Origin of the sequence: Leisingera sp. MMG026 (assembly GCF_021654205.1) — a bacterium.
In the GTDB taxonomy this organism is placed as follows: Bacteria; Pseudomonadota; Alphaproteobacteria; order Rhodobacterales; family Rhodobacteraceae; genus Leisingera.
In genome coordinates this window covers 1-24,526 of record NZ_JAKFZM010000004.1, presented here as the reverse complement: position 1 = coordinate 24,526, position 24,526 = coordinate 1, and the positions used below count along the sequence as shown (strand labels likewise).

25 protein-coding genes and 2 pseudogenes are annotated in these 24,526 nt (G+C 62.1%); 7 read left to right on the top strand and 20 right to left on the bottom strand.

What is annotated here, in order from left to right:
- Positions 1-5: 5 nt before the first annotated feature.
- The 13 genes and pseudogenes from L1069_RS03155 to L1069_RS03095 form a co-directional block, all read right to left on the bottom strand.
- Complete coding sequence (locus tag L1069_RS03155) at positions 6-899, bottom strand: NAD(P)-dependent oxidoreductase (protein ID WP_237454759.1); 894 nt, start codon at positions 897-899, stop codon at positions 6-8.
- Positions 900-1,031: 132 nt separating this feature from the next.
- Positions 1,032-1,613 (bottom strand): TetR/AcrR family transcriptional regulator, encoded by a 582-nt coding sequence (locus L1069_RS03150; protein ID WP_164982800.1) that lies wholly within the window; start codon positions 1,611-1,613, stop codon positions 1,032-1,034.
- 256 nt (positions 1,614-1,869) lie between these two features.
- Positions 1,870-3,182: pseudogene (locus L1069_RS03145) on the bottom strand (DUF6005 family protein).
- A 63-nt stretch (positions 3,183-3,245) separates the two neighbouring features.
- Complete coding sequence (locus L1069_RS03140) at positions 3,246-3,584, bottom strand: hypothetical protein (protein ID WP_237454758.1); 339 nt, start codon at positions 3,582-3,584, stop codon at positions 3,246-3,248.
- Positions 3,581-3,910: a hypothetical protein gene (locus L1069_RS03135; RefSeq protein WP_237454757.1), complete on the bottom strand. Its 330-nt coding sequence runs from the start codon at positions 3,908-3,910 to the stop codon at positions 3,581-3,583. The genes L1069_RS03140 and L1069_RS03135 overlap by 4 nt, the downstream gene beginning before the upstream one ends.
- Positions 3,883-4,113, bottom strand: coding sequence for a hypothetical protein (locus tag L1069_RS03130; protein WP_237454756.1), 231 nt, complete (start codon positions 4,111-4,113; stop codon positions 3,883-3,885). The genes L1069_RS03135 and L1069_RS03130 overlap by 28 nt, the downstream gene beginning before the upstream one ends.
- A 20-nt stretch (positions 4,114-4,133) precedes the next feature.
- Positions 4,134-4,349: a hypothetical protein gene (locus L1069_RS03125; protein WP_237454755.1), complete on the bottom strand. Its 216-nt coding sequence runs from the start codon at positions 4,347-4,349 to the stop codon at positions 4,134-4,136.
- Between the two features lie 72 nt (positions 4,350-4,421).
- The gene (locus tag L1069_RS03120; protein ID WP_237454754.1) at positions 4,422-4,928 is read right to left on the bottom strand and encodes a ferric iron reductase; all 507 of its coding nucleotides are present in this window, start codon (positions 4,926-4,928) and stop codon (positions 4,422-4,424) included.
- Positions 4,929-5,175: 247 nt separating this feature from the next.
- Complete coding sequence (locus L1069_RS03115) at positions 5,176-5,847, bottom strand: IucA/IucC family protein (protein ID WP_237454753.1); 672 nt, start codon at positions 5,845-5,847, stop codon at positions 5,176-5,178.
- A gap of 37 nt (positions 5,848-5,884) precedes the next feature.
- Entirely contained in the window at positions 5,885-6,094 is a 210-nt protein-coding gene (locus tag L1069_RS03110) for a hypothetical protein (RefSeq protein WP_237454752.1), read from the bottom strand.
- Positions 6,081-6,794, bottom strand: a complete 714-nt coding sequence (locus L1069_RS24115) for an IucA/IucC family protein (protein WP_275423047.1) — start codon at positions 6,792-6,794, stop codon at positions 6,081-6,083. The genes L1069_RS03110 and L1069_RS24115 overlap by 14 nt, the downstream gene beginning before the upstream one ends.
- Before the next feature lie 109 nt (positions 6,795-6,903).
- Positions 6,904-7,089, bottom strand: a pseudogene (locus L1069_RS24110) (IucA/IucC family protein); the annotation flags it as partial.
- Between the two features lie 502 nt (positions 7,090-7,591).
- Positions 7,592-9,577, bottom strand: coding sequence for a TonB-dependent receptor (locus tag L1069_RS03095; protein WP_237454751.1), 1,986 nt, complete (start codon positions 9,575-9,577; stop codon positions 7,592-7,594).
- Between the two features lie 272 nt (positions 9,578-9,849).
- On the opposite strand from L1069_RS03095, the gene L1069_RS03090 reads away from it, so the two are divergent.
- From L1069_RS03090 to L1069_RS03075, 4 genes are read left to right on the top strand one after another with little or no spacing between them, the layout of a single operon-like run.
- Positions 9,850-10,761, top strand: coding sequence for a siderophore ABC transporter substrate-binding protein (locus L1069_RS03090; RefSeq protein WP_237454750.1), 912 nt, complete (start codon positions 9,850-9,852; stop codon positions 10,759-10,761).
- Positions 10,762-10,813: 52 nt separating this feature from the next.
- The gene (locus tag L1069_RS03085) at positions 10,814-11,746 is read left to right on the top strand and encodes an iron chelate uptake ABC transporter family permease subunit (RefSeq protein WP_237454821.1); all 933 of its coding nucleotides are present in this window, start codon (positions 10,814-10,816) and stop codon (positions 11,744-11,746) included.
- A complete protein-coding gene (locus tag L1069_RS03080; RefSeq protein WP_237454749.1) occupies positions 11,739-12,683 on the top strand; it encodes an iron chelate uptake ABC transporter family permease subunit in 945 nt (314 codons plus the stop codon). Before L1069_RS03085 ends, L1069_RS03080 begins: the two co-directional genes overlap by 8 nt.
- On the top strand, positions 12,680-13,438 hold the full coding sequence (locus tag L1069_RS03075) for an ATP-binding cassette domain-containing protein (RefSeq protein ID WP_237454748.1): 759 nt from the start codon (positions 12,680-12,682) through the stop codon (positions 13,436-13,438). The genes L1069_RS03080 and L1069_RS03075 overlap by 4 nt, the downstream gene beginning before the upstream one ends.
- Before the next feature lie 39 nt (positions 13,439-13,477).
- On the opposite strand, the gene L1069_RS03070 is transcribed toward L1069_RS03075, so the two are convergent.
- Together L1069_RS03070 and L1069_RS03065 are read right to left on the bottom strand one after the other, a co-directional pair.
- On the bottom strand, positions 13,478-15,865 hold the full coding sequence (locus L1069_RS03070) for a transketolase (protein ID WP_237454747.1): 2,388 nt from the start codon (positions 15,863-15,865) through the stop codon (positions 13,478-13,480).
- Positions 15,866-15,875: 10 nt separating this feature from the next.
- Positions 15,876-17,078 (bottom strand): methionine gamma-lyase, encoded by a 1,203-nt coding sequence (locus L1069_RS03065; protein WP_237454746.1) that lies wholly within the window; start codon positions 17,076-17,078, stop codon positions 15,876-15,878.
- Between the two features lie 114 nt (positions 17,079-17,192).
- Here L1069_RS03065 and L1069_RS03060 point away from each other — a divergent pair, with 114 nt between their 5' ends.
- Positions 17,193-17,651: an Lrp/AsnC family transcriptional regulator gene (locus tag L1069_RS03060; protein WP_129373138.1), complete on the top strand. Its 459-nt coding sequence runs from the start codon at positions 17,193-17,195 to the stop codon at positions 17,649-17,651.
- Between the two features lie 63 nt (positions 17,652-17,714).
- Here the strand turns inward: L1069_RS03060 and L1069_RS03055 are convergent, their stop codons facing one another.
- The 5 genes from L1069_RS03055 to ectA all read right to left on the bottom strand — a co-directional run bounded on the left by L1069_RS03055 (position 17,715) and on the right by ectA (position 22,904).
- On the bottom strand, positions 17,715-19,094 hold the full coding sequence (locus tag L1069_RS03055) for a PLP-dependent aminotransferase family protein (protein WP_237454745.1): 1,380 nt from the start codon (positions 19,092-19,094) through the stop codon (positions 17,715-17,717).
- A gap of 63 nt (positions 19,095-19,157) precedes the next feature.
- On the bottom strand, positions 19,158-20,594 hold the full coding sequence (locus tag L1069_RS03050; RefSeq protein WP_237454744.1) for an aspartate kinase: 1,437 nt from the start codon (positions 20,592-20,594) through the stop codon (positions 19,158-19,160).
- A gap of 31 nt (positions 20,595-20,625) precedes the next feature.
- Positions 20,626-21,018: an ectoine synthase gene (locus L1069_RS03045; protein WP_129373141.1), complete on the bottom strand. Its 393-nt coding sequence runs from the start codon at positions 21,016-21,018 to the stop codon at positions 20,626-20,628.
- A gap of 3 nt (positions 21,019-21,021) precedes the next feature.
- Positions 21,022-22,311 (bottom strand): diaminobutyrate--2-oxoglutarate transaminase, encoded by a 1,290-nt coding sequence (gene ectB, locus L1069_RS03040; protein WP_237454743.1) that lies wholly within the window; start codon positions 22,309-22,311, stop codon positions 21,022-21,024.
- A 62-nt stretch (positions 22,312-22,373) separates the two neighbouring features.
- The gene (gene ectA / locus L1069_RS03035; protein WP_237454742.1) at positions 22,374-22,904 is read right to left on the bottom strand and encodes a diaminobutyrate acetyltransferase; all 531 of its coding nucleotides are present in this window, start codon (positions 22,902-22,904) and stop codon (positions 22,374-22,376) included.
- A 216-nt stretch (positions 22,905-23,120) separates the two neighbouring features.
- On the opposite strand from ectA, the gene L1069_RS03030 reads away from it, so the two are divergent.
- Together L1069_RS03030 and L1069_RS24105 are read left to right on the top strand one after the other, a co-directional pair.
- Entirely contained in the window at positions 23,121-23,597 is a 477-nt protein-coding gene (locus L1069_RS03030) for a MarR family transcriptional regulator (RefSeq protein WP_134831495.1), read from the top strand.
- Between the two features lie 733 nt (positions 23,598-24,330).
- The gene (locus L1069_RS24105) at positions 24,331-24,462 is read left to right on the top strand and encodes a hypothetical protein (RefSeq protein WP_275423046.1); all 132 of its coding nucleotides are present in this window, start codon (positions 24,331-24,333) and stop codon (positions 24,460-24,462) included.
- The last annotated feature ends 64 nt before the right edge of the window (positions 24,463-24,526 follow it).

Genomic DNA, 24,526 nt, shown 5'->3' with positions numbered 1-24,526 from the left:
GGACTTCAGGCAAGGATCGAGGCTGCCATATCGGCATCGCCCCGGCCTTGCGCCTGCACCCGCCGGTAGCGGTTCAGGCCTGCCTCGGCCAAATCCGCCCGCACGCCTGCCTCCCGAGCGGCATCAAGGATCAGCCCACTGTCCTTGACGGCGTTGTCTATGGTGAAAGCCGGAGTGAAATCTCCCGATGCCATGGCCTGGGCTTTCATTTGGAAAAAGGGGGTATCCAGTGGCCCGCCACGCAGAGTGTCCGCCACCAGTTCCGGATCCAGTCCCAGGCCGCGAGCCAGGGCCAGGCTCTCTGCCGCTCCATGGGTCAGTGCGAAAACCCAGCTGTTCAGCGCCAGCTTCAGCCGGGTTGCCATTCCGGGGGCGGTGTCCAGCCAGCGGGTGGCTTTACCAACAGCATCCAGTACCGGCTGCACAGCTTCCTTAGTACTGTCCGGACCGGCAGCCAGCACTAGAAGCTGCCCGGCCTCAGCGGGTTGGCGGGTGCCAAGCACTGGTGCATCGATCAGGGTGAGCCCCTTGCGGTCCGCCAGCGTCTTCAGCCCGGACATGTCGGCCGGCCCGACTGTGCTCATCTGCAGCCAGCAGACAGGTTTCTCCGGCATGGCCTCAGCGTCCGGCAGCGCCGACATGACTTCTGCGATGGCCCTTGCGTCTTTCAGCATGGTCACAATGACTCTGGCGTTCTGAACCGCCTCAGCGGGATCCGCAGCTACTGTGATATTCGGCGCCGCCAAGGGTAAAGCCTTGCCTGGGGAGCGGTTCCATACACTGACCTGGCAGCCAGTCGCAGCGATATTGCGTGCCATCGGGGCCCCCATCAGCCCGGTTCCCAGAACTGCCACGCACAGGGCGGAACGGGGTGGCGGCGAAATTGCGTCCGTTGTCATGTTTAACCTCTGTTTCTTGGGTTCCAGCGACCGCTGTGGTGTTGGCCCCACCGGGGTGGCCGCATTTAAAACCGCTTATGGAACAATCATTCCACAACAGTCAGCAACCAATAGGAGAACTTCATGCTAATGTTACACCGTTTCGATGGAGGCTTCGACGATACTGTGCAGATAGGGCTGGCGGCAGGCCGCTGGGAGCCCTTTGCTGACAACTCTAATGCCTTGTATTACAGCAACAAAGTACCGGGACAGCATTTGGCAATCCTGATCAGGCGAAATTTCTCCGGCCTTTTGGCCGCGCTTTAGCAGGCGCAGCAATCCGCTCTCCAGCCGCTCGAAATGCTGCGCGACCAGCGCGCTGAGTTCCGGATCCCGGCCGGAAACCTCCAGGCTGCTGTTGGCGGCAAAACAGCCAAAACCCTCATGGTCGCTCAGCTCGTTGTCAACGATGGATGTTAACAGTGCCCGGAGGTTGCTTCTTACATCACCAGGCCGGGAGATCAGCGCGACATTCTCGGTGGTGACCCTCCGGTATTCTTTAAGGGCAAGCGCAAAAAGCGTTTTCTTGCCCCCAAAGGAATTGTATATCGTGCTGCGGGACAGGCCGGTTGCTTCTACCAGATCATTCATGGAGGTCGCAGCATAGCCATTGCGCCAGAATGTGCGCATGACTGCGTCAATCACCGCGCCTTCATCAAATTCTCTTGGCCTCATAGTGCTCTCAACCATTCTGTACCGAATGTTTCAGAACTATGCCAGAAGAGAGATCCATGCAACATTGTTGTGCAGGTGATCGCGCGTAGCCGGGGAAAGCCGCGATGCAGCAGCCAAACGATAGGTGGCTGGCTGCAACTTGCTTCGGTTATCACTCATGAAAAATTGGGTCCTATCGTACTATTCGGCCCCTTACCGGAACGGACCCCTGGTTGATCTGATGGCCGGGACCGGCGCCGCGACGTTCTGGGCCGCATTACATCACCAATGCGCCGAGCGCCCCGGCGGCTTCGGGGATTTCTGTGCGGGTTCTGGCCCTAACCTGCGCGATATCGCTTTGCAGGGTCTGAAAAACCGCATCCCCGAACCATTCCAGCGAGGCTTCGCAGCCGGGTTCCTGTGCCAGAGCGGCCAGAAATTCGCTGTAATCATATGCGCCTTCGAACAGCGGCACCATGCCGTCGCGGGTGCCTGCGGCGCTGTAAACATTGCTGGGCGCGAAAACCCCAAGCCGGTCGCGGCCGGAGACGTTTTTCAGGTGGTAATGGGCAATGCGCGGCAACAGGATGCGGCTGCGCAGCAGATCCGGGTCATGCAACGGCAGGTAGTCGCTGATCATCGGCACCGACAGCCCCTGCGCCGCCATCCACTGGGCATTGTGAATGGCCAGCGGTGATTGGTTGCGCGCGTGAATGGCCCATAGTTCGATGCCCTGAAAGCCGTTGTCGCGGGCCCAGCAGGCGATGCCCTTGAGACCGATCAGCTGATGGCGGAACGAGATGGTGCAAAGCGAGATCTTCATGCCGGAACCTCCTGCGGCTGGGGGCTGGCCGGGGATCAGTGCGCGGTCGCTGGTATGGGCGATGCGGGCGGCCAGAAAGTGCTGGCTGCGGAAGCCCTCGCACAGGGCCTCAACCCGGTCGCATTCGGCGTCGAAGGGTTCGAACGCCGTGTCCAGCTCCTGCCAAAAGAAGGCAAAGGCGTGCTCATAGGCGTATTTGCGCAAAGAGAGCACCGGCATTTCCCGCACCGCGCGGCCCAGGTCCGCCAGCGCCAGCGGGCGGGCGGGGTCGCAGTGGTAGTCGAAAATCTGCCGCAGGGCGGAGATCAACAGGTTGTCATCCGCGCGGAAGGTCTCGGTGAAATAGGCTGCCAGATCCTGTCTTACGGCGCCTGCGCATGGCCGCTGTGCAGGGTGTAGCCGCCCGCGACGGTGGGCTGTGCCATGGCATTCAGGATCGTCTCGCGCGGCAGGTCGCCGCGCCAGCGGTAGTCCGGATCATAAAGATGCCAGAGGTCCGGATCATCTGTCAGCTCGATGATGACATAGTGGGGGAAGGGGTTCTGGTTGTACTTGTTCTCGCGCTCCGGCAGGTGGAACATGTCGAGGAAAACCACCAGCTGCTCATCGTCTGATTTGGTCGACAAGAGCTGTTCGAAGCGGATCAGGTTCTGCTCCTTGGTCAGGCTGTGGTCGTACCACTCGCGCACGGGGATGCTGTAGAGCCGCTCGACCCAAACAGCGAAATGATCCTGGGTGATTTCCTCGCTGTGGTAGGCGAGCTGCATCGCCGGGGTCACCGCAAAGCTGCTGCCCCAGGTGACGAAGTAGAAGGGGCGGAAGTTCAGGTGTTAGTGGCGGCGGATCGCGGCGCAAAGGCAGCTGACAAAGCAGTGCAGGGTGATTTCGCTGGGGGCAGGGGCGGTGTCCGCTTGCAGCTTGGGGGTCTCGCCCAGCAGCATGCGGATCAGGCCGTCGACGGTGGCGAAATCGTCTTTGGACAGCTCGCGTTCGGGCATCTCAATTCCGTGGTCCGTTTCCAGATGCAGCATCAGGTTGATCAGGATCACCGGGTCGATGTGCAGGTCGTCGTTCAGCACGGCCTGTGCACTGAAGTTCTGCATATGCGGGTTGGCAAGCGGCCCGGCCAGTGTCTGGCGCATGGCCTCCAGGATGGTGTCGCAGGTCATGCGGGAACCGCCTTTTGTGTGTATCGGGCCGAGATTTCGCGGCGGCTGATCTTGCCGTTGGCCTGGCGGGGCAGGGCGGGCAGCTGTTTGATCAAGGTGGGCTGCTGGTAGCCGGCAAGTGCCGCGCGGCAGGCCTGGCGGATGGTTTCTTCGGTTTCGGTGCCTGAATAGAGCAGCCCGGCGCGAGCGCCGCTGTGCAGATCTGAGATGCGGAAGGCGACGGCATCGGATACGCCATCCAGCGCCATCACCGCCCGTTCCACGTCCTGCGGATAGACGTTGAGGCCCGCGACGTTGATCATGTCATCGGCGCGGGCGGTAAACACCGCATGCCGGTATCATTCAGGTGGCCGAGGTCGCCGATGTCGATTTCGCGTCCGGCAACGTTGATACGCACTGCATCCGGTGTGCCGTTTTGGCCTGCGCTCAGGGTGACGTGCGGCAGCGGGCGGCCGACGTCATAGGGGTTTTGCAAATCCTGGTTGATGGCAACGCAGCCGGCCTCGGAACAGCCGTACTGCTGGAACAAATAGGTGGTTCGGGCGCGGATCAGCTGGAACCAGGTCTCTGGCAGTACGGTGCCCGAGGTGTTGGCGCCACGAAAACGCCCGCAATCAGCCCGTAGGAATGGGTGACGGGGCAGGCAATCACCGGCGTCATCGCAGCACTGGCGGTGAAAAAGGCGGCGTAGCTTTCGACCTCAGCCGCAATCTCATCCCATGTGCGGGTGATCACCTTGGCCGCACCTGTGGTTCCGGAGCTCATCTGCACCAGCACGCCGCCGCGCGGCGAGGTCCGAGGGATCGATGGGGGTGTCGTTCAGAACAAACATGTCAGTCATCCTTTGTCGGTTGCCAAAGCATTGGCGATCAGGTGGCCGTGCTGCGGCCTGTCAGGCTCTAACTTGCCGGAAATCAGGCTTTCGGCGCGGATTTGCGGGGCGAAGGGCGCGAAGGCGGCCTGCCTCTCCTGCATCCCGTGCTCGGACGCATAGCGGTCCAGCCGGGTGCGGACCCGGCGCCAGAAAGCGGTCTCAGCCAGGCCGTAGCGGCGCTGCAGCAGGTCAGAGAGGCCGGAGAGGTTGAAAATAAACAGCGTGTCCATCACCAGCCAGCGCAGTTCCTCTGGCCGGGACATGCGGTGAAACTTGTCCGGCGGCGCGTCCTTGTAGACTGGATCTATACGCGAATGGTCCGGGCAGAGATCCGGGCGCGACAGCAGCTCCGGCACGTATTCCAGGCTTTCGTAGAAATCGCGCGCAATCAGGCCGGTGGGCCAGCCGTTATCATGCTGCAGGATCAGGTTCTGGCCATGCGCCTCCAGCCCGATGCCGTGCGCGGCCATGAGGTGCCAGATTGGCAGCACCGCAACCTCGACCAGCCGATCCAGCCAGGCGTCCAGTCCGTGCTGTTCGATCCAAGGGGCAATCAGGGCGTACCGTCGGGTTCGTTCAGCGCGAGACCGTTCACCGGCATCATACTGTCCGGGGCCAGGCCGAGGGACTGCGGGCTGCGGCGCCAGATCGCGGCCAGATGCCCGTCCAGCGCGGTGCCGCGGCCGACGGTGATGGCGGCGTATTCCGGCAGGAGGATCAGCGGTAGCGGCTGATGAACAGGGGGTCGCAGTCCAGCACATCCGCCAGCCAGTGGGAGATCGCCGGGGCGACAGTGACGGATTCCGGCGCCAGGGTGCGCAGCGCGGAGGTGTTGCGCATCATTGTCGCGGTTTTCACATGGGCTCGGGCGGGGTTTTCGGCGTTCATCAGGGTGCGGACCGACTGGGTGGCACGGTACTGCGCGCCGATGGGGCCGATCTCTGCCAGCTGGCCCGCGTCGCGCCATGTGTTGAAAAGCGGGTTGTCCTGCAGTTTGACATGTTGCCAGGGATGCAGGGGCAGCAGGTTGTAATTGCCGGGCGGTGCGTTGCGCCGTTCCGCCAGTGCGGTGATGCGCTGCCATTCAGCGGTGCCCAGCTCCTGTTCCCAGAAGCCCTCGTGCGGCAGGGATTGCTGTATCAGCGTGTGGTGGATCAAGAGCCCTTCCAGCCGGAAGGTCTGGCCGCCCTCAGGCCCGTAGGCGAGATGGTCGGCGTCCGAAAACCCGCTGCGGGCCTTGTAACAGGGGTGGTAGGGGTGGCCCTCGTGCAGGGCGGTTTCCAGTGCAGAGATGCTCAGCCCGTGCCGCCGCGCCGCTGCCGGGGTCTGCCGGGCGGTCAGATCGCTGAGGTGTTCGGTGTGGCTAAGGTCGGCGCGCAGGATTTCCATCGCGGCCGAAGGGTCCGCAACCGCTGCCGTCCCGAACCTAGATACTGCCGCCCTGCAACCGGTAGCGGCCAAAGGCGCCACGGAGGCCGCGGGCGCGGAAATGGGTCTGGCGCAGGCACCAGCTGACGGTCTCGTCGCGGTGGATCTGCATCTCGGCGGCCCAGCCCTCGCATAAGAGCGCCTCGCACAGCTGGCGCAGAACACGGGGGGAAGTGCTGGCGCGGTTCAATGGTTCATGCGTGGACATCGTCCAGCGACGGCTCCAGCGCGCTGAGGCGGGGAAAGGCATCCTGAGTGATGTAATAGCCCTGATTATCACGGTAATAGGCGCAGGACGGCAGGCCGGTGCTGAGGTCCAGCAGGCTGTTCTGCTGATGCGCCTCAAGCGCGATGCCGTACCGGTCGTAGAGATCCAGCACCGGGTCCAGCATGCAATCGAGATTGGCTTCGAACCACAGACGGGCGGTTTCGGCGCAGGACTGGCCGCGGGCGGCTGCCAGCCGTTTGATGGGGGTGGTCAAAAACGCACTGCGGCCGGGCAGCGGGCCGGCGGTGAGGGCGGCGAGGTTAAAGATGCCTTTGCCCTGCGTGCCGGTAAAAGGGTTCTGGCGAAAGATCACCTCAAACCCGCTTTCACGGCGGCCCGGCAGGTCCAGGGTGAGATAGGCCGGGTCGTCGATGATCCGGAAGCGCGGGCTGAGTTTGGTGAATTCCAGCCTGTGCAGCAACCGGGCCATGGACACACCCACCTCCAACTCGCTGCGCAGGGTGCCGCGCAGCGAGTTGGTCAGCCGCACCGGGATCGAGAAGTTCAGCATCCAGGGGCAATCCGGAGCATAAGCCGTGCGCACCGAAGAGGTGGCGTAAAAATCGCCCCCCGCCGCGCCCAGGTCGCGCAGTTTGCCCGAGGCGAGCAGCGCCTGCACCGCCGGATCCAGCCGCAGCATCTGCGCCTGCAGCGGGTGTGCCGGGAATCTGACCGGTCAACTCCGCGGCAGATCCGTGTGCAGACCCTTGCGAGACGATGCTTTTGTCCGCAGCAAAGAAGGCGAGCGGGAACCGGCCTGCGTATTCGGGAGTGTATGCCGCCTGCTGCCAGTTGATCAGACCGTCGCGGCTTTTGGGATTGGGGTGCAGCCAGTGGCCGTAGGAAAGCGCCTGCTCTGCCGCCAGAAAGCTGTCCGGGTCGGGCGTGCCGGCCTTGCGGCGCAGGATCTTTTCGATTTCAGCGTTGCTGTTCAAGACGCCGCGCAGGAACTCTGGCAGCTTGCCGGGATCGCGGGCGTCCAGATGTGCACAGCGGATCTGCGCCGCCCCGAAATGATGCAACCTGGGACGCGATCTGAGGTGCCGCCTGGGCGCTGAGGCCGGGCTGGAGTGCTTTCCGGAAGCTCATCGCAGGCCGCTCCGCAGAGGCGGGACGAGAGTAGAGGCAGGTCGCATGGTCCAGGGTTTTTCCCGTAGCCGTGCCTCGGCGGGCTGACGCCTGACGGGGGGCCGGGCATTCAGGTCAACCGGGTCTGTTTCGACATGAACTGGCGGGATGGCTGACTGCTGAGCGGTGCCGGCAAAAGGCAGGGCACCTGTTGTGACGTTGAATTCACACCGTTCTCATTAGTCGGAGTCCGGTGGGCGGGGAAGCGGGTATTTTCCAAAAATACAAAGGACTTACGGTAGCCGGCAGAAGATCGCGCATGACGGAAATCCGAAATGGGGGCGCCAAGGCAGGCGCCCCCGCGGTTGCTTAGAACTTAAGGGTGGCAACAACCGAGACATTGCGGCCCGGTTCCTTGATCGAAGTGATCGACGCGGCGGTGTATTCGGTGCCATAGGTGGCCCGGTCGGCGTATTGCGTGTCGAATACGTTGTCGATGGCCGCCCGGATGGTGACGTTGCCAAGCGACGGCGGGCTGTATTCAGCAAAGAGGTTCAGAACCTGATAGCTTTCCTGCTTTTGGGTGTAGGTTTCATAGACGCCATTGTCGTTTGACAGGGCAGCCTCGACGCTGCCGCCGACCAGCAGGTTCATGGTTGGAATTTCCTGCTGCACCTCAAACGCCAGCACCTTGCCGATCGGGGTGCCCGAATCGACGACAAAGAAGCTCTCGGCCGGCTGATCGTTGAATTCGATGTCGCTGCTGTTCATGGTGAAGCGGGCAAAGCCGCTGTCCCAGCCATAGGTGGCGGCCAGATTGAAGCCTTTGCTTTCAAAGTCGTTGCCGATGACAGCACCGGTCCGGGTAACACCGCGGAGATTGCCGATGCTGGTCTTGAACAGCTCGCCGCCCAGGGTCCAATTGCCGCGCTGCCAGTCGGCGCCGACGATGATGTTTTTCGCGCGGGAGGACTGCAGGGCGGAATAGTCCCAGGCCTGGTAGAACAGGAAGTTGTCCTCGAGGTCATAGCCGCCGAAGACGTTGGAGTAGCCGGCCCGCAGCGACAATGCATCGGTCAGGTCATAGACCAGCGACAGGTTTCCGCTTGCGCCTGACGTTGAACCGGTGAAGGCGGTGCCGGTCTGGGCAAAGTCCTGGCCGGTGAAGTCCTGCCAGTCATAGCGCAGGCCGGCAGAGACGCTGAGGCGATCGGTGGGTTCAAGCCGGGCCTGAGCAAAGACGCCCAGGTTCTTGCTTTCCTCGCCGGTCAGTCCGTTGACCCAGGTCGCGTTCACCGTGCTTTCGCGGACCTGATAATCCACGCCGCCGGTGATGGTGTTGCTGTCCGACAGGTGGAAATCGTTTTTCAGCGTCAGCGCGTAGGTGCTGGAACTGGTGGATGTTGAATCGCCGAACGGGTCCGACGGGCGGTCAACGTTGATTTCAGAAAAACCAAAGGTCGCAGACGGGTCCCAGAGACCGGTTTCATTACCGCTTTCATAGCGCAGCGAGGCAATCCGGCGCTTGGTGAAATAGGGGGCGAAGCCGCGGGTGCTGGAACCGAAGTTGGGTTGGAAATTGCGGATTTCGTTATCCTGCGCCTCTTGCAGCGACAATTCAATCCGGTCGCCGTGATCACCCTCATAGGCGAATTTCAACAGGCCCGCAGTCAGGTTCGCCGCAGAACCTGTCACCTCGTTGCCGTCACCGTCCTCGTAATTGTCGCCGGTGGCGCGTTTGGCGTAGCCGAGGATTTCAAAACCGCCGCTGCGGCCTGCCAGCGTCAGCGAACCCTGGGCGGTGCTGCCGTTGCTGGAATAGGACAGGCGGGACCGGCCGCCGAAGGTTTCGCCGTCTTCGATAATGTCTTCGGCGTCGATGGTTTCCATCACCACCCGGCCCGCCAGCGCGCGGGGACCTGCGTCAGCAGGGGCAACGCCGGGATCGACGCGCACCGATTTCATCAGGCCGGGATCGAATGCATTGGCGCTGACGTGGTGGAAGGTGCGGTTGTTCTGACTGACACCGTCCACCTGCACCGCAAGGTTCAGCATGTCGACGCCGTTGACAAAGATTTTCTGCGCAATCGGAATGCCGCCGCCGACCGAGACCGAGGCGATGCCGGCAAACAGGTCCTTGAGATCGCCCATCGCAGCGCGTTCAATCTCGGCGTCGGCCACATAGATTGATGTTGCGCGATCAGCGGCGTTGCCTGCGGGATCGCGCTGTTTGACGATGATCGGGTCCAGCGACAGCACTTCGTCTTCCTCGGCAAAGGCGGCTGGGGCGGAGATGAGAGCCAGAGCGGTGCTGCACAGCAGCCCTGACAGGCGGATGTTGGAAGTTCGTGCCATGATAAACCCGTGTTCTAAGAGCTGTTAGCTTGGGTCAAATCCTGGCTGGCCTTGCAAAGGCTTGGGCCTGATAGGGACCAATTCCTGCGGCTGCAAGCCCCTGTCCGGGCGATTTTCCGTTAATATGCTGATGTTGCATTTTTGCGCGGCCTGGAGCCTGCGGCAGGCACAACAGCAGCGCGGCTGGACTTTTTCATCGCAGGCCGGTAAGCCGCTCTCGATTTTGAGCAAGCCAATCCCGCCAGCCAAATTCCATCTTAACAGGATAGAAAATGGCCCATCGGAAGATCTTGCAGCTGGCTGCATCCATTGCTGTTGCCCTGGCCGGCGCGGCGCAGGCGCAAAGCATTGCCATCGACACCGCGCGCGGAGCGGTCGAACTGGCTGAAATCCCACAGAAAATCGTCGTGCTGGATGCCGCAGCCGCGGACACATTGGAGGCCCTGCAGGTACCAATCGCCGGTGTCCCGTCCAAACTGTATGTCAGCTACTTGCAGGATCTGCAGGACAAGGCCGTGCCAGTGGGCACCCTGTTTGAACCGGATTTTGAAGCCATTGCAATGCTGGCGCCTGATTTGATCGTAGCGGGCGGGCGGTCCTCGGCGCAGGTTGCGGCGCTGGCCGGGATCGCCCCGGCCATCGACATGACGATATGGGGCGAAGACCACGTTGCCCAATCGCTGGCGCGGCTGCGCAGCTATGGCCGCCTGACCGGGCAGGAGGCGCGGGCGGCGGATCTGGAAGCGGCCTTCACCGCCAAGCTGGAGCACACCCGCGCTGCCGTTGCCGGCCGCGGCACGGCGATGATCCTGATGACCAACGGCCCCAAAGTATCTGTCTACGGCGCAGGGTCGCGGTTCGGCTGGCTGCATACCGCGCTGAATTTGCCGGAGGCGGTCGAAAGCGTCGCAGCACAGACCCACGGCGAGGCGGTATCGTTTGAGTTCATCGCCGCGGCCAACCCGGACTGGCTGATTGTCATCGACCGTGCCGCAGCGATTGGCCAGGGCAATCAGGCGGCGGCGGTCACCTTGGACAATGCGCTGGTGGCGGGCACCACGGCCTGGCGCCGGCAGCAGGTGGTCTATCTTAATGCGGCCAACGTCTATATTGCGGGCGGCGGCATCCAGTCGATGACGGCGGCGCTGGACGAAGTTCTGGCCGGGTTTGCGGCAGGTGGCTGATCCTGCTGCTCTGAACAGCCGCGTCGCGGAGGGCCGGAATACTCTGGTTCTGATGGGCCTGCTGTTGGGCATGCTCGCTGCGGCCAGCCTGTTTGTGGGCGTCAACCGGCTGAGCCCGGGAGCGTTGCTGAGCGATCCGCAGGCGTTGCAGCTGCTGGCGGTCAGCCGCATTCCCCGCACCGCTGCGGTACTGCTGACCGGCGCGTCGATGGCGGTGGCGGGTGTCATCATGCAACTGCTGGTGCGCAATAAATTCGTCGAGCCCGGCACCACTGGCACCAATGAAGCCGCCATGCTGGGACTGCTGGCGGTGACGCTGCTGACGCCTTCGATGCCCTTGTTCGGCAAAATGCTGGCAGCCTCGGCTTCCGCACTGGCGGGCACTGCCCTGTTCATCCTGCTGGCCCGCCGCATCCCGCCGGAGCGGCCATTGCTGATCCCGCTGGCCGGGCTGGTTTACGGCGGGGTGCTGACGGCCTGCGCAACCTTCATCGCATTTCAAACCGACCTGCTGCAATATCTTGGCGTCTGGATAAGCGGCGAGTTTTCCGGCGTTCTGGCAGGGCGGTATGAGCTGCTGTGGCTGGCGGGCGGGCTGGCGGTGCTGTCCTATTTTGCTGCCGATCAGTTCACCATCGCGGGGCTGGGCCGGAATGTCAGCCTGAACCTTGGGCTGCGCTACGGGCAAGTGCTGGGTTTTGGCATTGTTACCGTTTCGCTGGTGTCGGCGCTGGTGATTGTGACCGTCGGGATGCTGCCCTTCATCGGGCTGGTGGTGCCCAATCTGGTTTCTCGGATCATGGGTGACAACCTGCGCGCCAGCCTGCCGGTGGTTGCCGGCACCGGGGCCGGGCTGCTGCTGCTGTGCGATATTCTGGGGCGGCTGCTGCGTTACCCGTATGAGATCCCCGCCGGCACCGTTTTCGGCATCTTCGGCGCTGCGGTGTTTCTGTATATGCTGCTGGGGCGGCGGGCACATGGCTGACCGGCGGATCCTGGGCCTGGGCTGCTTGCTGGCGGCGGCGGCGGCGCTGTTTCTGTTCTGGGGCTTGCGCGGGCCGGTGGCCTATATCCTGGAGCTGCGGCTGGTCAAACTGGCGGGCCTGCTGTCGGTCGGAGCCGCGGTCGGGGTGGCAACGGTGCTGTTGCAGACAATCAGCCACAACCGCATTCTGACGCCCGCCTTCATGGGGTTCGATGCGTTGTTCCTGCTGCTGCAGACCGGGCTGGTTGCAGGTTTGGGGATTGCCGGCAGCAGCCAGATCCCGGCCCTGGCCGGATTCCTGCTGGACGCCGCGGTCATGATGGGCGCGGCGCTGCTGTTGTTCACCAGCGTGCTGCGCCGAACACGCCATGACATCCAGCTGATGGTGCTGACCGGCGTGGTTCTGGGGCTGATGTTCCGGACAATCACCGCCTTTGTTCAGCGGCTGATGGATCCGTCCGAATTTTCAATCGTGCAGGCCAGGATGTTCGCGCAGTTCGGCGGTTTCGACCACGAGGCGCTGGCGGTGGCCCTGGGGCTGATGATGCTGGCCTTTGTGTGGATTTGGCGCAATCACGCGGTTCTGGATGTGGCCGCCCTGGGCCGGGACACGGCACGCAGCCTGGGCGTGGGTCATGACCGTCTGCAGTTGAAAGTGCTGTGCATCATTGCCTTGCTTGTTTCGGTGTCGACGGCGCTGGCGGGGCCGATTGCCTTTTTGGGGCTGCTGGTGACCAGCCTGGCGCACAGCCTGATGCAGAGCCACCGCCATGCGCTGCTGCTGCCGGCCGCGGCGCTGATTTCCGCGCTTGTTCTGGTGGCTGGCCAGACCGTGTTCGAACGCATCCTGATGCTGCAATCCACCCTGGCCGTTGTCATCGAATTTTGCGGTGGCCTGTTGTTTATGTTCCTGCTGGCAAAGGGGAAAATCCGGTGATCACAATAACGGGCCTCAGCTATGGCCACGGCGCAAAGCCCATAATTGACGGGATTGATGCAGAAATCCCCGCAGGCCGGGTCACTGCACTGATCGGCCCCAATGGTGCAGGCAAATCGACCCTGTTGAACCTGATCGCGCAGCAACTGGCCCCCAGCCGCGGCTGCATCAGTCTGGACGGTACGGACACGGCCCGGATCGCCCCGGGCCAGCTGGCCCGCAAGATGGCGGTTGTTGCCCAGAACCTGACCGTAGCCAGCCGGGTCCGGGTCAAAGACCTGATCGGCTTTGGCCGCTGGCCGCACAGCCAGGGGCGGCTGACGGCAGCGGACCAGGCCGCCATCGGGGATGCGATTGAGCTGTTCGGCCTTGCCCCCTTGCAGCAGCGGTTCCTGGATGAGCTGTCGGGCGGCCAGCGCCAGCGCGCCTTTATTGCCATGGCCTATGCCCAGGACACCGACTGGCTGCTGCTGGACGAGCCATTGAACAATCTGGACCTGCACCACGCCCGCAATCTGATGTCGCAGCTGCGCCGCCTGGCCGAACAGCGCGGCAAGGGCATTGTGATTGTTGTGCATGACCTCAATTATGCCATCAGCTGGTCCGATCACGTGGTGGCGCTGAAGGACGGGCGGATCGCTTTTCAAGGCCCGGTGGATGAGGCCGCCAGTGCCGCCAGCCTGACGGCACTGTATCAGACGCCGGTGGCCCTGACCCGGATCGGCGGCCTGCCGTTTGCGCAATACCACCGCTAGCGGCGGATGCAGGCAATGCGGCGGGCCGGTTGGACGGGTTCAGCCGGGATTGACCGGCATCAGCGCGGCATTGCGGCCTGCCGTCAGACCTTCAATGGAATTAACGATTGCCTGCCGGTCGATCCGGAAATGGCGGGCGAGATCGCCGATTGTTCCAGTCTGGCCAAAGTGCTCCACCCCATGCGGGATCGTCCTGTGCCCGGCCACGGCGCCAAGCCAGGCGAGGGTTGCGGGATGGCCGTCGATCACGGTGACCAAGGTGCAATGCGCAGGCAGATCCCGCAGCAGCTGTTCGATATGCGCCAGAGCGATCGGATTGCCGCGGGCGCGCTCCCGCTGGGCGGCGGTCCAGCCTGCATTCAAACGGTCCGCCGAGGTGACGGCCAGCACGCCGATATCCCGCCGCACGCCACCGATCATGCCGGCGGCGGCAATCGCCTCGTCTGCGACCGCGCCCTGATAGGCTATCACAACCGAACAATTGGGGCCGGGCTTGCGCAGCCAGTAGGCACCGTCGATGGCGCCTTGGCGGAAATCATCATCGGCGCGTTTGCCCGGCTGCTCCAGCGGTTTTGTGCTGAGCCGCAGGTAAACCGATCCGCCGGTCTCATCCCTGAGCCAGGTGCGCTCGTCGGAGTCGCCGTTGCCATCCCGCTGCAAATAGCCAAAAGCCCATTCCATGATCACCGCCAGTTCATCGGCAAAGGCAGGTTCAAAGGCCGCCAGCCCGTCCTGGCTCATCCCAATCAGCGGGGTGCTGATGGATTGATGCGCGCCGCCCTCGGGCGCCAGCGTCACACCGGAAGGGGTGCCTGCGATCATGAACCGCGCGTCCTGGTAGCAGGCATAGTTCAGCGCATCGAGACCGCGGCAGACAAAGGGATCATAGACCGTGCCGACCGGGATCACCCGCTTGCCCCACAGGCTGTGCGCCAGCCCCGCTGCCCCCAGCAGCAGGAACAGGTTCATCTCGGCAATGCCCAGCTCCAGATGCTGGCCCTCGGGGGCAAAGTTCCACTTGGCGGTGGAGGGAATGCGGTGTTCGATGAACGCATCCGCCTGCGCCTCGCGGGCAAACAGTTTGCGCCGGTTCACCCATGGCCCCAGCCCGGTGGTGCCGGTCACATCCGGCGAGGTGGTCAGGATCCGTGCCGCCAGTTCGCTGTCACCGCGCGCCAGCGCATCCATGATTTTGCCAAAGGCCATCTGGGTCGAGATTTCACGGGATGTATCCAACGCCACGGATGGCACCGCCAGCGGCGCCTCGGCATACCGGCGCGGGCCCTGGGCAAAAAACGGCACCTGGCCCAGGAAGGCCTGCAGCGCCGGCACATCCGCAACGGTGGCAAAAGGATCCCATTCCTGGCCTTTGGGCACCCCCATATGTGATTGCCAATCCGCCATCTGGGCCTTGGTCATCAGCCCGCCGTGGTTATCCTTGTGGCCGGCAATCGGCGTGCCCCAGCCCTTGACCGTATAGGCCAGGAAGCAGACCGGGCGGTCGTGGCCGATGGCAGCAAACGCATCCGCCATGGTCTCCACACAGTTGCCGCCGAGATTTTCCATCAGCGCCGCCAGCTCCGCATCATTGCGGTGGTCTATCAGCGCTGTGACCGCGCCCTGATCGCCCAAGTCATCCAGCAGCCGCTGGCGCCAGACCGCACCGCCCATGTAGGTCAGCGCCGAATATTCCTGGTTCGGGCAGGCATCGATCCAGGCGCGCAAGGCTTCCCCGCCCGGCTCTTCAAATGCCGCACGCTGCAGCGCCCCGTATTTCACCCGCACCACATCCCAGCCAAAGGCATCAAAGATCTTCTCGATGCGCTCAAACAGCCCTTCGCGCACAATCCCATCCAGCGACTGGCGGTTGTAGTCGATGATCCACCAGGTGTTGCGCAGGCCGTTCTTCCAGCCCTCTTGCAGTACCTCGTAGATGTTGCCCTCATCCAGTTCGGCATCACCGACCAGGGCCACCATGCGCCCCAGTCTGGTTCCCGTCCCCCAGTCCTTGGCGGCGATGAAATCCTGCACCATGGACGCCAGCGCGGTGATGCCGACACCCAGCCCGACCGAGCCGGTGGAGAAATCCACATCGTCAATGTCCTTGGTTCGGCTGGGATAGCTTTGCACCCCGCCAAAGCCGCGGAAATTCTCCATCTTTTCGCGGGTTTGGTTGCCCATCAGGTATTGCATCGCGTGGAAGACGGGCGAGGCATGCGGTTTCACCGCCACCCGGTCCTCGGGCCGCAGCGCCGAGAAGTACAGCGCCGTCATGATCGACACCATCGAGGCAGAGGAGGCCTGATGCCCGCCCACCTTGATCCCGTCCGGATTGGGGCGGATGTGGTTGGCGTTGTGGATCATCCAGTGCGACAGCCACAACAGCCGCTGCTCAACGGTCTTCAGATGGGTCAGGTCCGGGCGCATGGCTGTCTCCTTATTCGGCGGCGTGCTGCACCGGGGCGGGCAGGGCCTGCTCCAGATCCGCCAGAATGTCCTCGACCTCCTCCAGGCCGACGGACAGGCGGATCAGCCCGTCGCTGATGCCATGTTCGGCACGCTCTTCCGGCGTATAGGTCGAATGGGTCATCGAGGCGGGGTGCTGGATCAGGGTCTCGGCGTCACCCAGCGACACCGCGCGCTGGATCATCTGCAGACCGTTCATCAGCGCGATGCCGCCGGCCAGCCCACCCTCGACCTCAAACGCGATCATCGCGCCGGGCTGGTCCATCTGGCGTTCCGCCACGTCATGCTGCGGGAAGCTTTTGAGGCCTGGAAAGTGCATTGTGCGGACCGCCGGATGGGCGGCGAGGAAGTCTGCCACCACCCTGGCCGAGGCGCAGTGGCGGTCCATCCGCAGGTTCAGCGTCTTCAGACCGCGCAGGATCAGCATGGCATTGAACGGCGCCATCACCGCGCCGGTCATGTCTTTCATGCCGACCAGACGGATTTCGGCGATCTGCTCGGCGCGGCCCGCAACCAGCCCGGCCACCACATCGCCATGGCCGCCAAGGTATTTGGTGGCGGAATGCAGCACAATATCGGCGCCCAGTTCAATCGGGCGGGTCAGATACGGGGTGGAATAGGTGTTGTCGACCACCAGCTGGGCGCCAGAGGCATGGGCGATCTCGGCCGCGCCTTCGATATCCACCAGCCGCATGTTGGGGTTGGCCGGCGTCTCAAAGTAGACCACCCGCGTCTTGCCGGAAACCGCCTTGCGCAGGTTGTCCAGGTCGCTCATGTCGACATGGGTGATGGTGACGCCCCATTTCGCCAGCCCGTGACGCATGAAGGCAAAGGTGCAGCCATAAAGCGTCTTGTCGACAATGACTTCGTCCCCCGGCGACAGCAGCGTCCACAGCACAGCGGTCACCGCCCCCATGCCGCTGGCCAGCGCCAGGCCGGCTTCTGCGCCCTCCAGCGTGGCGATGCGCTGTTCCAGCAGATCGCAGGTCGGGTTTGAGATGCGGCTGTAAATATGGCCCGCGCGCTCCCCCGCAAACATCTCGCCGCCGGCCTCGGCAGTCTCAAACGCAAAGGTCGAGGTGAGGTGCAGCGGCGGCGTCAATGCGCCTTCGTGGTCCTGCGGGTCATAGGCGTGGTGGATGGCGCGGGTGGCAAAGCCGTTGGGACGGGTCATGGCTGTCTCCTCAATCTGATTTTAGCCATAATGGACCCAAATGCACAGCATTTGATTGCGAACTATGCCTCATAGGATATAAATATTGGCAGATACTGCCAATCCGGGATCCGCATGGACAACAAAGACAGACAAATCATCCGCGCCCTGCAGCAGGACGGGCGGATGACCAACCAGGAGCTTGCCGACGCGGTCAGCCTGTCCCCGTCGCCGTGCCTGCGGCGGGTCCGGAACCTTGAAGCCAAGGGGATTATCCGCGGTTACAGCGCCGATGCGGATGCCGCCGCCTGCGGGCTGGCGATCACCGTCTTTGTCCGCATCCGCCTGGAACGGCATAACGAAACCGACGTCCAGAATTTCGAACGGCGGATGCAGATGATCGAGGAGGTGCTGGAGTGCCACGTGCTGACTGGCGCAATGGACTACCAATTGCGGGTACTGGTGCCTGATCTGGAAGCCTATGAAAATTTCATCCGCCACCGCATTCATCCGATCGGCGGCATTGCATCGATCGACACCAGTTTTGTCTACGGCACCGTAAAACGCACCGCTGTCTTTCCCCTGTCTGAATGAACCCGGACCTTTTACTCCCGCCGCCAAGCGCAAAGCAACGGGCCCTGGCCCTAGGGGCAACCGCTAAAACGCAAGCTGCGGCAAGCTGTGCGGGTTCAGCTTTAAAAGGGCTGCAATCAGCTCCAGGCCTTTGCTGAAACGGGTCTCATCCTGAACCGCGCCCAGCGAAATCCGCACTGCGCCCGGTGGGCGTGTATCCGGGGGCAGAAAAGGTGTGTCAGGTGTCACGGCTATGTGCATCTGGCGCGCATATTGCGAAAAATCGACGGAGCTCCACCCGTCAGGCAGCGGCAACCACAGATGCAGTGCTGCAGGGTGACCTCTCCAGGGTATTCCATTTAATACTCCGCAAACATTGCGGTAGCGGCTTTTCAATGCTTTCCTTTGCCAGTCTGCAATCTCCAGCGCTGTGCCGTCCGATACCCAGCAGCCGGCAAGTTCCTGCATTAAGGGCGTGCCCGCCCCCCCGAAACTCAGCAGGCGGCCCGTCAGGGAAGGGAGCAAATGGCTTGGCGCAGCCATGTATCCGGCCTGCAGCCCGGGCATCAGGCATGTGCTGAGGGCAGACATATAGACGGAACGTTCCGGCACCAGCGATGACACCGGCGGCGGGCGATCCTCTGCTACAGGGCCAAGCGGATCATCTTCAATGATGTAGAGACCATGGTCATCGGCAATCCGGGACAGCTCCCTGCGCCGGTCTTCAGGCATCATAACCGGCACCGGGTTTGCCAATGATGGCAGCAAACACAGGACTTTAGCGCCGGACGTCCGGCAGGCTTCCTCCAATGCATCCGGCAAAATGCCAGATGAGTCCGTTTTCAGTCCCGAAAGTTTCAACCCCAAATAGGAACAACCGGAAACGAGCAGATTATGGGTGATACTGTCTGACAAAACTGTGTCGCCAGGACGGGTCAGTGCGGACAGCGCAACAGACATTCCGTGACTGCCGCCGTTTGTCACCAGAATCTGTTCCGGAGCGGCAGCAAGACCGCAGGCTGCCAGCCACTTTGCCCCTGCCGCGCGGCGGCCATCATGCCCGGAGCTGAAACTGCAATCCTGCAGGGCCGAGGGGCTCAGTTCTGCCGTAAGCCTCTGCAATGAAAGCTGAAACCGCCTGCTGTGCTCTTGGTTGCGGATGGGGCGGGAGGTGGAGAAATCAAACCCTTCTTCAAGAGCGGTTCTTGGCGGAGCCGCGTCTGGCCCGGGGCCACTGACATAGCTGCCCCGGCCAACCTGTCCGTCAATCAGGTTCTGCTTGCGCAAGCTATCGTAGGCTTTGCTTACGGTGTGAACGCTCAAACCAAGCCGGTCTGCCATTTTGCGGTGCGGTGGCAGCCGGGATCCGGCGGGGAGCTTCTCCGTCAGTATGGCCTGCTCAATCGCAACTGCCAGGCTGGCATGCAAAGGGGAATGAAGCGTTTCGGGATCAGGATACCACATTGCCGTTCCTCTATCCTGGCCGCAGGGTCGAAGCGACGGGGTGCCACAGGCCCGGCTGCCTGGTCACGCCGCTTTTACTTTTGCAGCCTGGCCGGTTCCCGCAATAAGAGCCCTGTGCAAAACCGTGACCGCAGTTTCCGCTGATGTCCGTGGCACCGCAAATTGAACATCGACATTGCGCGGTGTCTGATGCGCAGCGATCACCCCGACACCCGCTTGGTCAAAGGCTGCAAGCCCGCGGCGAAGCACTTGCACCCCGGACAGGTCGCGTCCAATGGCCGAAACGATGGACAACGCCCGTGTGCTGACCTGGGCGGACGGATACGCGCGCTCAAGGTCATTCACCACACGGCGCACTGTCTTCAGCGATGCCTCGACATAGTGGGTGATGGTATTGGCGTTCGAGCTTTTGGAGACGATCCGGACGTTGTGGCGGCGCAGGGCCTCTAATACAGTGGCATCATAGCCTTTGACGCCGACCATATCCTGCTCGAACAGTTCCAGCGCAACCACATCAAGGCTGGTCACGATTTCAACGGCTGCGGTTTTGGAAGGCTGGCCGTCGATGAGGGTGCCGGGATCGGAAGGCTCAAAGGCATTGGTGATGCGCAGAGCCACTTTTGACTGGCGCAGGATCTTGGCAGCATTCGGGTGAATGGCCTCCATCCCCATATTCGACAGCTGGTCGGCGACATCGTAATTCGTGTGCCCCAGTTTGCGCACGGCTTTTGTGCCCACCAGCGCCGGATCTGCAGATGACAGGTGGAACTCCTTGTGGATGATCGCCTCTTTCGCCTGGGTGTATGCCGCGATGGTGGAAAATGTGACTTCGGAATACCCGCGGTCATATTCGCGCATCAGCCCCTCGCGGCACTGCGCGTAGCCGGTGACGACAGGCAGCTCCGATGCCAGGTCAAGAGTGCCAAGGCCGCCGCTGATCCGTTCCTCAAGCGAGCATTCCCTGTCATCGCGCCAGCCGCTGAGGTCAATAAACCGGGCATTCACACCGGCACGCTGCAGCATCAGGGTCGTGACAAATGCAGAATGCGCCTCGCCCAGCCCGGACAGCAGCTCGCGCACCAGCATCATCTGGCTCGACAGGCGGAAATGGCCGTAGGAGCACAGGCGCTGCAGGTCGAACAGGCAGCTGCGGGCCCCTTCGATGCGGTCGCGCACAAAATCCTCCGCCAGCGCCCGGTCGGCCGGATTGTCCAACACGCCGTTGTGGACACCGGCCATCGCTTCCCCCACGCGGCTCAGCGCGTCAAGCCAGCCATGATCGTTGTCGTCGTTGGCAAACAGGGCATAGACGCCAGGTTCACCGGATTTCTTGTGCTCCAGCAACAGGTTGGTGATCCCGCCAAATGCGGAGACAACAAAAATCCGGTGATAGAGCGCGCCACCGCGACGGTCAGCAATGATCAAAGTGTCGCGCAACTCCCGGATGCGGGACATCGACGTGCCGCCGATCTTCTCGACGGTATGTTCGGGAAAATTCACTGTCTATCCCCCGGCTGGCGCCGGGGCCTCTTCAGGTGGTTTCCAGCGCGTAGGAGCCATCTTCGCGGTGGGTTTCGCTGCCGGTCACCGGCGGATTGAACACACAGGCCATGACAAGCTCTTCCTCAGCGCGCAGGGTGTGGCGGTCATGTTTGTCCAGCGCGTACATGACGCCGGGCCGGATCAGGTGGGTTTCGCCGGTGGCCAAATCGGTGATCGAGCCTGTGCCTTGCATGCAATAAACGCTCTCGAAGTGGTTCTTGTATTCAAACGTGTGTTCCGAACCGGCCTCAAGAAAGGTGATGTGGAACGAAAACCCCATCCCGTCCTGCTCCAGCAGCATCCGGACCGAAGACCACTTTGCGTCCGATACAACGCGGCTGCGGTCACTTTTGACAATGTCGTTGTAGTCGCGAACTATCATGTCTTACTCCGCTGCAAATTTGCTTGAGTCCGTTACGCCGCGGATCGCGCCGCGCAGGATGTTCAGACCCTTCATCAGGGTATCCTCAGATGTGGTCAGGGGGGCCAGCACCTTGACCACCTGGTCTTTGTTGCCCGAGGTTTCGATAATCAGCCCGTTCTCAAAGGCATGGGCGCAGATGCTGGCGGCCAGCTCGCCAGAGCCGACATCCAGCCCCTGCATCATGCCGCGCCCCTTGAGACAGGCGCCAGGCAGCAATTCGGCCATTTCTTCCAGGGCGGCAGTCAACAGCCGGGCTTTGGCGGCAGCATCCTTTTGGAACCGGCCGTCACCCCAGAATTTCCGGATCGCAACCCGGGCCGTGACAAAGGCATGAGTGTTGCCGCGGAAGGTGCCGTTGTGTTCGGCCGGGCCGAATATGTCATGTGCGGGGCGCACCAGCATCAGCGCCATCGGCAGGCCAAAGCCCGAGATCGATTTCGCCAGCGTCACAATGTCCGGTGTGATCCCCATGTCCTCAAAGGAAAAGAAGCCGCCGGTACGGCCGCAGCCGGCCTGGATGTCGTCGATGATCAGCAGCGCGCCGTGCTCCTTGGCCAGCGCGGCGATGCGCTGCACCCATTCGGGGCGCGCGGCATTCAGGCCGCCTTCGCCCTGCACGGTCTCCAGCAGGATAGCCGCAGGGGCGTCGATGCCGCTGGAGCGGTCGTTCAGCATCGTCTCAAGGTATTCAGCGGTATCAGCGCCGCCCGGAAAGTAGCCGTCATAGGGCATCCGGGTGACACCGTTCAGCGGGGTGCCGGCGCCACCGCGGTGATAGCTGTTGCCGGTGGCCGCCAAGGCGCCCAGGGTGACGCCGTGAAAACCGTTGGTGAAGGCGATGACAGTGTTGCGGCCGGTCACCTTGCGGGCCAGTTTCAGAGCTGCCTCAACCGCATTGGCGCCGGTCGGGCCGGTGAACATCACCTTGTGGTCCATATTGCGCGGCCGCAGGATGTGCCGGTCGAAGGCATCAAGGAATTCCGCCTTGGCGCTGGTGTGGAAATCCAGCCCGTGCGCCAGCCCGTCGGACGAGATGTGGTCGAGCAGCGCCGCCTTCATGTCCGGATCGTTGTGCCCGTAGTTGAGCGACGAGCAACCGGCAAGAAAGTCGATGTACCGGCGCCCCTTGTCGTCAGTCAGCTCAGAGCCGCTGGCATGGGTGAACACCGCATCGAAGCCGCGGCAATAGCTGCGCGCTTCGGATTCGCGGCGCTTGAAAATGGAAATCTCGGCTGACGTATCAGTCGGCATATTGTGTCCTCTTGGAACTAGACAGGTCAAAACGGGCAAGCGCCACATGGATCAAAGCGCCCTCAAACTGTGCTGCCGGGTGCCTCGGAGAAATCAATCGTGACCATGTGCTCGGTACTCTGGCGGTCACGGAAATGCCCGGCCTGCGTAAAGTGGGGCCGACTCCTCAGCGGCGCGCTCCGGTTGGCTGCGAAGTTGTGGAACAATGCCCAGGACGCTCTGTTTTCTTGCGTGATTGTCGTTTGCAGCCGTTTGATGTTTTTGCAGGCCTCGCGGAGCAGCAGGCCGTTCAGCATCCGCGAGCCAAGCCCGGTCCCGCGGGCGTGTTCCGACACTGCCACCTGCCAGACAAACAGCGTTTCCGGATCGTCAGGCAGAACGTAGGCAGAAGTCCAGCCAGCTATTTCTTCCTCAATCTCAGCAACCACGCAGGTCTCGCTGAAGTGGTCGCACTGGATCAGATTGCAGTACATGGAGTTTTCGTCGAGCGGCTTGCATGCGCGCACCAACTCCCAGATCCCGGCTCCATCTTCCGCTGCGGGCTCGCGCAGCGCAGGTGTTGCTTTCCGGAAAAACTCTAACGCATGCCGCATCTGCCCCGGCGCCTCCATTTTAATTTGACTGACTAAGTAACACCCTCCCGCAACGGCTTCAAGACAGTGTCGCAGATTGCGTCAATGTGTCGTTTTTTGCTCAGCATTCGCGAAAAAGCGCCCATCAAGTGGATCATTTATGCTTCATCTTTCAAAGTAAAAAGCCATAAAACCGCACTTCTTGATTATCCCCCCAAGCTCTGCCAGAAACTGAAGATGGACCGTATTGATGCCAGCTTGATAGCCCTGCGCCGGATTCTGCGCGCGACCGACCTGTTCGGACGTGAGCTTGCCCGGTCGGTTGAACTGACTGCACCGCAGTTTCGGGTGCTGCAAATTATTGCCGGCAGCGGGCATTGCACGGCCAAGGCAATCTCGCAGCAGATGCGGATTTCCCAAGCAACCGTGACTTCGCTTGTCGACAAGCTGGTGCGCAAAGAGATGGCCGTACGTGAAAAGTCGCAGACCGACCGGCGTCAAACCGATATATCTGTCACTGCAAAAGGCCGTCAGGCAATTGCGGAAGCGCCTGACCCCCTGCAGCAACGGTTTGTTCGCAAGTTTGAAGCGATGGAAGATTGGGAGCAGGCAGGGTTGATTGCGGCACTGGAACGTGTCGCCGCCATGCTGGACGCGGAGGACATTGATGCAGCACCCGTTTTGGATACCGGGGAAAGCCTGACGACTTCCTGAGCCGACCTTCCCGCAAATGCTGAAAGAGCGGACAGAATGTGCAAGTTATACTGACAGCCCCGGCGGCGCCGGAGTGCGGAGGCTAAGTGCGTAAAGAACACCCGCTCTTTGCTTGCTTAAGGGCTGCAGATGAGGACACAAGCTGCTCCTTTGCGCCAAGATGCGGCAATGTCCGCTACCGGACAGCAGGCTGGACTATGCAAAGGGGCGCTTCCTGTGCATTGCCGGTCCTGTCGCTGCCAGCAGCACCAGAGACTTCGCCCGCTCTACTGTGAACGACGGCCTTCATAGTTTGGAGGGGTTGCGCACGCAGATCCAGCGAACTCACACTTTTCGCTCTTCCTGTTGCACATTCAACATAACCCGGATTACAGGCTTCATATATGCAGCGCTCACAACCGTTTCTGCGCCAAATTTGCTAAGGTCCCTGCCAAGCCGGACAACCTGCACCGGGCGTTGAATGTCGAACCGGACCGGCTGGCGGAAGTTCTGTGCTGGCGGGAGAATCGCTATGCCGGCAAACAGCTCACAACTTCCTATGACCGCAAGCGGATCATGCTGGAAGAGAACGAATTGTCACGCGCTGGTTGCAAATATGCGGATACCTATGCCTTTGCGGATGGGCGGTTTGAGGTCCGCTTGAAAGGCCACTCCCTGCCCTACCGGGTCATTGATATGAACCCAGCGCGTCACCCATGCTGCCGTCATCGGGAACAAGCGGCTGAGTGCGGTTATGGCGCATATCAAAGAGATGCATGAGAAAGCGCCGCCAAAGCCCAAAGTGCAGACCAATTCCGAGAAGATGGGGTATAAGCCCAGGCCCTGCAAGAAGGAATTGCCAGAGGCGATGATCGCAAGCGACTGACATGGTGTGTTTGCGGCGGCCGCTCTCCCAGGGCGAACGAGGTCCGATAAGATGGGCCTCAGCG